This is a genomic window from Burkholderia sp., assembly GCF_018375725.1.
Lineage (GTDB): Bacteria > Pseudomonadota > Gammaproteobacteria > Burkholderiales > Burkholderiaceae > Burkholderia.
Window position 1 is genome coordinate 1 of record NZ_JAHACR010000200.1, and the last position, 7,973, is coordinate 7,973.

Sequence of the window (7,973 nt, forward strand, 5' to 3'; positions counted from 1 at the left end):
CGAGCGCGCGCTCGCCGATTTCTACGCGCGCTTCGAGCAGGAAGCGCTCGTGATCGACAAGTGGTTCGCGATGCAGGCCGCGCAACGCGGCACACCCGCGCATCCGACGCTCGACAAGGTTCGCAAACTGCTCGCGCATCCGGCCTTCAACCTGAAGAATCCGAACCGCGCGCGCTCGCTGATCTTCAGTTTCTGCGCGGCGAACCCGGCGCAATTCCACGCGGCGGACGGCTCGGGCTACGCATTCTGGGCGGAGCAGGTGCTCGCGCTCGACGCGATCAATCCGCAGGTCGCCGCACGGCTCGCACGCTCGCTCGAACTGTGGCGGCGCTACACGCCCGCACTGCGCGACAAGATGCGTGAAGCGCTCGAAAAGGTCGCGGCCGGCGCGAAGTCGCGCGACGTGCGCGAGATCGTCGAAAAGGCCCTCGCGTAACGCGTCAGCGTTCGCACCATGCGCAAAAGCCGGCGCCACACGAGATGTGGCGCCGGCTTTTTTACATCCGTCCGGTGGTCACGCGCATGCCGGCTGTGCCGTCACCGCCGGCATCACCCGGTCACGCGCGATGCGCGCGGCCGCGACCATCGCCGTCAGCGCCGCGTCGACTTCGCTCCAGTCGCGCGTCTTCAGCCCGCAGTCCGGGTTCACCCACAGCCGTTCGGCAGGAATCCGCTCGAGCGCGCGCTCGATCAGCGCCACCATCTCGTCGCGGCCGGGCACGCGCGGCGAATGGATGTCGTACACGCCGGGACCGATCTCGTTCGGATACGCGAACGATTCGAACGCATCGAGCAATTCCATGTTCGAACGCGTGGTCTCGATCGAGATCACGTCGGCATCGAGCGCTGCAATCGACGGCAGGATATCGCCGAATTCCGAGTAGCACATGTGCGTGTGGATCTGTGTGTCGTCCGCGACGGCCGACGATGCGACCCGGAACGCCTGCACCGCCCAGTCGAGATACGCGGCACGATCGCGCGCGCGCAGCGGCAGCCCTTCGCGCAGCGCGGGTTCGTCGATCTGGATCATGCCGATGCCGGCCCGCTACAGGTCGACCGTTTCCTGACGCAACGCGAGCGCGATCTGCAATGCCGTCACCGCGCGCGGCTGGTCGTCGCGCACGAACGACCATTGCAGCATCGTCACCGGGCCTGTCAGCATGCCCTTCACCGGCTTGTCGGTCAGGCTCTGCGCATAGCGCGCCCAGCCGACCGTCATCGGCTCCGGCAGAAACACGTCGCCGTAGATCAGCGGCGGCTTCACGCAGCGCGATCCGTAGCTCTGCACCCAGCCGTTCGCGGTGATCGCGAAGCCCCACAGCAGTTCGCCGAAATATTCGACCATGTCGTTGCGTTCGGCTTCGCCATGCACGAATACATCGAGACCGTATTGCGCCTGCTTGTCGATCGCGATGCGAATCTGCTCGCGCATCGCCTCCAGATAACCGAGGTGGTCGAGCGCGCCCGACCGGAAATCCGCGCGTGCCTTGCGGATCTCGGCGGTCTGCGGGAACGAGCCGATGGTCGTCGTCGGCAGGAGCGGCAGGTCGAAACGCGCGCGCTGCCGACACGCACGCGCGGCGTAAGCGGCGCCACGCGTTGCGTCGGCTTCCGTCAAGGCCGCGACCTTGCGCTGCACGAGCGGATTGTGGATACGCGCCGACGTGCGGCGCGCGCCCGCGGCCGCGCGTGATGCGTCGAACTCACCGGACACGACCTCGCGCCCCTTGGCGAACGCGTCGCGCAGCACCGCGACCTCCCGCGCCTTCTGCACCGCAAACGCGAGCCATTGCTTCAGTTCCGCATCGAGCTTCGGCTCGGCGGCGAGATCGACCGGCGCATGCAGGAGCGAGCAACTCGTCGCGATCCACAGCCGCTCGCCGAGTTGTGCGCGCGCCGCTTCGAGCCGCGCATACGAGCGGTCAAGATCGTTGCGCCACACGTTGCGACCGTCGACGATCCCGCACGACAGCACCTTGTCGGCCGGATAACCGGCGAGGATCGTGTCGAGCTGCGCCTCGCCCCGCACGAGATCGACGTGCAGCCCGGCGACCGGCAGCGCCTTGAGCAGCGCCGCATGCGCATCGACGGATTCGAAATAGGTGGCGAGCAGCAGGCGCGGCGCATCCGGGGCCAGCGCCGCATAGGCGGGCTGCGCGGCATCGCGCCATGCGTCAGGCACATCGAGCGCGAAGATCGGTTCGTCGATCTGCACCCACTCGACACCGCCGGCCTTCAGGCGCGCGAGCAACGCCTGATACGCAGGCAGCAGGCGCGGCAGCAGCGACAGTCGATCGGCCAGCCCGTCGCGCGCCTTGCCGAGCCAGAGCAGCGTCAGCGGGCCGACGAGCGCCACTTTCACCGGATGCCCGAGCGCCTGCGCCTCGCGCACTTCGTCGAACAGCCATTCGACGCCCGCGCCGAACGTCGTCGACGGCGTGAATTCCGGCACCAGATAGTGGTAGTTCGTATCGAACCATTTGGTCATTTCCATCGCCGGCTGCGCAGCATTGCCGCGCGCGGCCGCGAAATAGTCGGCGAGCGACAGCGTGCGGGCGTCGAAGCCGAACCGCTCCGGCAAGCCGCCGACGTGCGCCAGCGTCGTCAGCACGTGGTCGTACCACGCGAAATCGCCCACCGTGACCCAGTCGAGCCCCGCGTCGCGCTGCGTGCGCCAGTGCGCCGCACGCAGCGCGCGGCCCGTGTCGGCCAGCGCACGCTCGGCATCGGCGCCCTGCCCGTCACGCCAGTAACGCTCAAGCGCGAATTTCAGTTCGCGCTTCGCGCCGATCCGCGGAAAACCCAATACGTGTGCAGTGCTCATCTCGATCCTCCTTAAGTCCAGCGAGTATCGGATTTGCCGTATCATTACTCAAACGAAAGTTTTTTCGATTAAACATGAATATTTTTCAACACAACACCGTACGGCGGACGATCCGATGATCCGGTCGCCCCTCGAATTCCGGCATCTGCAGACGCTGATCGCGCTGCGCGACACCGGCAACCTGTCGCGCGCCGCGCAGTTCCTGTGTCTGACCCAGTCCGCGCTGTCGCACCAGCTCAAGGCGCTCGAAGCGCATTTCGGGCTGCCGCTGTTCGTGCGCAAGTCGGCGCCGCTGACCTTCACGCCAGCCGGCAAGCGCCTGCTGGCGCTGGCCGAGCAGGTCGTGCCCGCGATCGAGGAAACCGAGCGCGACATCGCCCGCCTCGCGCAAGGCACGGGCGGCACGTTGCGGATCGCGGTGGAATGCCATACCTGCTTCGACTGGCTGATGCCCGCCATGGACGCGTTCCGGCAGCGCTGGCCGGAAGTGGAGCTCGACATCGTGTCCGGCTTCCATGCCGATCCGGTCGGCCTGCTGCATCAGGACCGCGCGGATCTCGCGATCGTCGCCGAGGCGGATCCGGCCGAGGCGGTCGATTTCCATCCGTTGTTCCGCTTCCAGATCGTCGGCCTCGTCGGCAATGCGCATCCGCTCGCGGCGAAGCCTGCGCTCGCCGCGGACGATTTCCGCGACGAGACGCTGATCACCTATCCCGTCCCCGACGACATGCTCGACATCATGCGGCAGGTGCTGACGCCGGCCGGCATCGCGCCGAAGCGCCGCACGTCGGAGCTGACGGTCGCGATCCTGCAACTCGTCGCGAGCCGGCGCGGCGTCGCGGCGCTGCCGCTGTGGGCGGTCGCGACCTATCTCGACAAGCACTACGTGACCGCACGCCCGGTATTGCGCGGCGACGGAAGCACGCTGTCCGGGGAACTGTACGCGGCGACGCTGCCCGCGTTTTCCTCGCGCCCCTACGCGGCCGATTTCATTGCGACGATGCGCGAGACGAGTGCCGTGTCGCTGCCCGAAATCGAATTGCTCTGACCGCCAGGCCCTGTAACCGGACGAAAAAAGCCGGCGGCGCATCAGGCGCGACGGGTAAAATTGCGTCTATTCGAGGATTCTTCCGCCTTTCGGAGTCTTGTCATGTCCATTGCCCGACGCACGACGCTGTCCAAGTTCCTGATCGAACAGCAGCGTGAAACCAACAACCTTCCCGCCGACCTGCGCCTGCTGATCGAAGTCGTCGCACGCGCGTGCAAGGCGATCAGCTACAACGTGTCGAAAGGTGCGCTCGGCGAAGCGCTCGGCACCGCCGGCACCGAAAACGTCCAGGGTGAAGTGCAGAAGAAGCTCGACATCCTGTCGAACGAGATCCTGCTCGACGCCAACGAATGGGGCGGCAACCTCGCCGCGATGGCGTCGGAGGAAATGGAAACGTTCTTCCCGATCCCGGCGAACTATCCGCGCGGCGAATACCTGCTGGTGTTCGACCCGCTCGACGGCTCGTCGAACATCGACGTGAACGTGTCGATCGGCACGATCTTCTCGGTGCTGCGCTGCCCGGACGGCCAGCAGGCGACCGAACAGTCGTTCCTGCAACCCGGCACGCAGCAGGTCGCGGCCGGCTACGCGGTGTACGGCCCGCAGACGGTATTCGTGCTGACGACCGGCAACGGCGTGAACTGTTTCACGCTCGATCGCGAAGTCGGCTCGTGGGTGCTCACGCAGAGCAACATGCAGATTCCGGCCGACACGCGCGAATATGCGATCAACGCATCGAACTCGCGCCACTGGTACGAGCCGGTCAAACGCTACATCGACGAACTGAACGCCGGCAAGGAAGGCCCGCGCGGCGACAACTTCAACATGCGCTGGATCGCGTCGATGGTGGCCGACGTGCACCGGATCCTGAACCGCGGCGGCGTCTTCATGTACCCGGCCGACAAGCGCACGCCGGATCGTCCGGGCAAGCTGCGCCTGATGTACGAGGCGAACCCGATGGCGTTCATTGTCGAACAGGCGGGCGGCGCCGCGACGACGGGCACGCAGCGCATCATGGACGTGCAGCCGACCGGCCTGCACCAGCGCGTGCCGGTGTTCCTGGGCTCGAAGAACGAGGTCGAGCGCGTGACGGGTTATCACCTCGAAGGAAACGAATAACTGATGCAACGCAACACTAGACGGCCGCGTGCGACGCAAGTACAATCTCGCCTCGCACATGCGGCCCCGTTTAGGGTTGCCGTGCGATGAAATGAAAGCGGGAAATCCGCCGGATCAAGTGTTTCGCGAAGCAGCAAAAAAGCTGAAAAAATTTCGCAAAACCTCTTGCCAAGGTTCCAGATTTCACCATATAATTTCATTTCTCTGCTGCCGGTGTAGCTCAGTTGGTAGAGCAGCGCATTCGTAATGCGAAGGTCGTAGGTTCGACTCCTATCTCCGGCACCAAGTCTTAAAGGGCTGACAAGCAATCGCTTGTCAGCCCTTTTCTCATTTCCGTCCCGTCAATGTCATCGGGCATGCACGCATGCCATATGCCCAGCCCTGCTCCCTTTACAGGCAGTGCCGGGCAAACCCGGCACTCCGCCGTCAACGGCGCGCCGCACGCAGCCAGCCGTCGAGCACCGATTGCGTCAACACGCCGCTGCGCGCCTCGCGCATGCCATCGCGTCCGATCCACACGGTGCGCGGCAATTCTCCGCGCCATCCCGCATCCAGTGCCGCACGCAGGCGTTCCGGCATCGCCTCGGCATTCGCATACTGCGCGACGTGTGGCGGCACGTTCATCTGCGTAAGCGCCTGCGCAATCGCCGCGCCGTTCTCGTCGTACGCATCCATCGCGACCATCGCCACGCGCACCTCCGGATGGCGGCGCTGCCAGGCCACGAGATGTACGGCATTCTCGCGGCAGTAGCCGCAGTCGAGCGACCAGATCTCGATCACAAGCGGCCGCTCGCGAGCCGATGCGTACCACGCGCCGACATCCGCCGCCCGCAGCGGCTTCAGCTCGCCGGCCAACGCCGCACCGCACCCCAGCGCGAGCCCTGCCAGAACGATCCACCGTTTCATTGGCCGTCCTCCACGGTAATCAGCCGATAACCGTCGTTGCGCGTGCGCCAGGACAGATAGACGCGCCCGGCATCGTCGAGCAGCTGCGGGTTGTCGCTCGCGCCGGACGTCGACGCGACGACGCGCGGCGCGGACCAGTGCACCCCGCGGTCGTCCGAGCGACGCAACTTGATCCGCATCATGTCGCCATCGAACGCCTTCCATGCGAGCCACACCACATCGCCGTGCGCAACGAGCGCTGCGTGCGCCGCCTGCTCGCCGGGCGCGGCCGGATTCTCGCCGAACGCCCAGGCCGCGCCGAGCGGCTGCCCATCCGCACCGATTCTCGAATAGAACACGTCGGCGCGACCGTCGACGACGCCGAACCAGGCGAGATGTCGCGTACCGTCCGGCGCGATCGCGAGCGCCGGGCCGTGCTCCGGACACGCCTCGACATGCCAGCCCGAGAACGTCGCACGCACCGGCATCACCGGCACGTCGGCCGATGCAGGCAGCCCCGCGAGCGCATGATCGCGGATCTGCCCCGGAAAGACATTGCGCCATGCCGCCTCGACACGTCCGGCCGGATCGATCGACATGGCGATGCGGCAACATTCGCACGTGTGATCGGCAACCTTGCGTTCCGGCCCGAACGATGCGCCGCCATCTTGCGACACCACATAGTAGACAGCCGCGCCGTCATACGCCTGGCCGGCCCGCTTCGCTTCGACAAGATCGCGCTTGTCGATCCACGCAATGAAAATGCGGCCCGCCGGATCGACCGTCATCATGTCGAAGCGGTGCGTGATCGCCTGCCGGTCGCGATGCACAGTGACGGGCACACTCCATGTCGCACCGCCGTCGAGCGAGCGCGAGAAACGCACCATGCCCGTATAAGGCGCATCGAGCGGCATCGACCACGATACGTAGACCGCGCGTCCGTCCGGACTCGTCGCGATCTTGGGGCGATTCTCGGCGCTGGTGTAGATCAGCTCCGCCATCGCATTGACCGTCACGGGAGCGGATAGCGTGCGGCCCGCGTCGTCGGAATGCGCGACGACGACATGCGCCCCTTCGACCCACGTCACCCACAAGCGATGCCGGGCGTCGAACGCGGCGCCGGTCGCAAGCGGCTGTTTCTGCTGCTGCGCCGCCGCGCTCATGCCCGCGTGCGCGGCGTGCGTATCGGCGGACGCGGCCGGCTCGTGCGCACCGGCAGCCGCCATTGCAGCGAGCCAGAGCACACAGCCTGCCGCGAATGGTTTCACAGCGACCATTTCAATTCTCCATAGAAGGTGCGGCCCGGATACGGGTGGAATACGTAGTAGCGCCGGTCCGTCAGGTTATCGATGCCGAACGACGCGACCCAGTGACGATCGAGGCGATAACGCGCCTTCAGATCGACGACCGTGTAGACGCTGGTGCCGCCGTACACGCAGGGATTCACGTCGCTGTTGTCGAGCGTGTTGAACTGCCGCCCCGAATAGCGGACGCCGACGCTGGCGAGCCAGTGCTCATCGAAGCGGTATGACGCGAGCAGGTTCGCGCGCACGCGCGGAATGCGTGGAAAGCGCGAGCCGACATACGCGGCATTGGCGGAGTCGGCCAGGATCGGCGCATGGGTGGCGGAGACGTTCGCATCGATGTCGAACCCGTTCAGCCCGACGTTCTGCCCGCTGAACGCGAGTTCGACACCGCGCACGCGCACACGATCGACGTTCGAGATATTCGTGACCGTCGATGCGCCGGACACCGTGGTCTGGCTGTAGATCGAATTGCGCAGGTCGCTCTGGAACACACTCGCGCGCACAGTGCCGACGCCGACATCGCGCTCCGCCGTGAAATCCCAGTCGATCGCCTTTTCCGGTTTCAGGTCCGGGTTCTGATTGACGATCGCGTTGTTCGAAATCGTCCCCTGGAATAGTTCTCCGACCGTCGGGAAACGCGTGCCCGTCGCGAACGACACCCGGAAGCGCCAGACGTCCGTCGCATCCCATTGCAGCGCAACTTTCGGCGACAGCGCGTTCGCGCTGCGATCCGCATAACCCAGCGTGCCGCTCACATTGCCGAGGGCGCCGTCGAACGCGTCCCAGCGCT

6 protein-coding genes, 1 tRNA gene and 1 pseudogene are annotated in these 7,973 nt (G+C 65.9%); 4 read left to right on the forward strand and 4 right to left on the reverse strand.

The window, feature by feature from the left end; all coding sequences use genetic code 11:
- The coding region (locus KH616_RS17980) for an aminopeptidase N C-terminal domain-containing protein (RefSeq protein WP_292248929.1) at positions 1 to 436 on the forward strand (436 nt) is incomplete at its 5' end.
- 78 nt (positions 437 to 514) lie between these two features.
- On the opposite strand, the pseudogene metE reads toward KH616_RS17980, so the two are convergent.
- Positions 515 to 2,824, reverse strand: a pseudogene (gene metE, locus KH616_RS17985) (5-methyltetrahydropteroyltriglutamate--homocysteine S-methyltransferase).
- A gap of 115 nt (positions 2,825 to 2,939) precedes the next feature.
- On the opposite strand from metE, the gene KH616_RS17990 reads away from it, so the two are divergent.
- The 3 genes from KH616_RS17990 (at position 2,940) to KH616_RS18000 (ending at position 5,276) form a co-directional block, all read left to right on the forward strand.
- Positions 2,940 to 3,872: a LysR family transcriptional regulator gene (locus KH616_RS17990; protein WP_292248932.1), complete on the forward strand. Its 933-nt coding sequence runs from the start codon at positions 2,940 to 2,942 to the stop codon at positions 3,870 to 3,872.
- A gap of 102 nt (positions 3,873 to 3,974) precedes the next feature.
- A complete protein-coding gene (locus KH616_RS17995; RefSeq protein WP_292248935.1) occupies positions 3,975 to 4,991 on the forward strand; it encodes a class 1 fructose-bisphosphatase in 1,017 nt (338 codons plus the stop codon).
- Positions 4,992 to 5,200: 209 nt separating this feature from the next.
- Positions 5,201 to 5,276 (forward strand) — tRNA-Thr (locus tag KH616_RS18000).
- A 141-nt stretch (positions 5,277 to 5,417) separates the two neighbouring features.
- Here the strand turns inward: KH616_RS18000 and KH616_RS18005 are convergent.
- From KH616_RS18005 to KH616_RS18015, 3 genes are all read right to left on the reverse strand, one after another.
- Positions 5,418 to 5,897, reverse strand: a complete 480-nt coding sequence (locus KH616_RS18005) for a TlpA disulfide reductase family protein (protein WP_292248938.1) — start codon at positions 5,895 to 5,897, stop codon at positions 5,418 to 5,420.
- Positions 5,894 to 7,153 carry a sialidase family protein gene (locus KH616_RS18010; protein ID WP_292248940.1) on the reverse strand — a complete coding sequence of 420 codons (1,260 nt, stop codon included), beginning with the start codon at positions 7,151 to 7,153 and terminating at the stop codon, positions 5,894 to 5,896. The genes KH616_RS18005 and KH616_RS18010 overlap by 4 nt, the downstream gene beginning before the upstream one ends.
- Positions 7,141 to 7,973, reverse strand: an 833-nt coding sequence (locus KH616_RS18015) for a TonB-dependent receptor (protein ID WP_292248942.1), incomplete at its 5' end; no start/stop codon positions are given. The genes KH616_RS18015 and KH616_RS18010, both read right to left, overlap by 13 nt.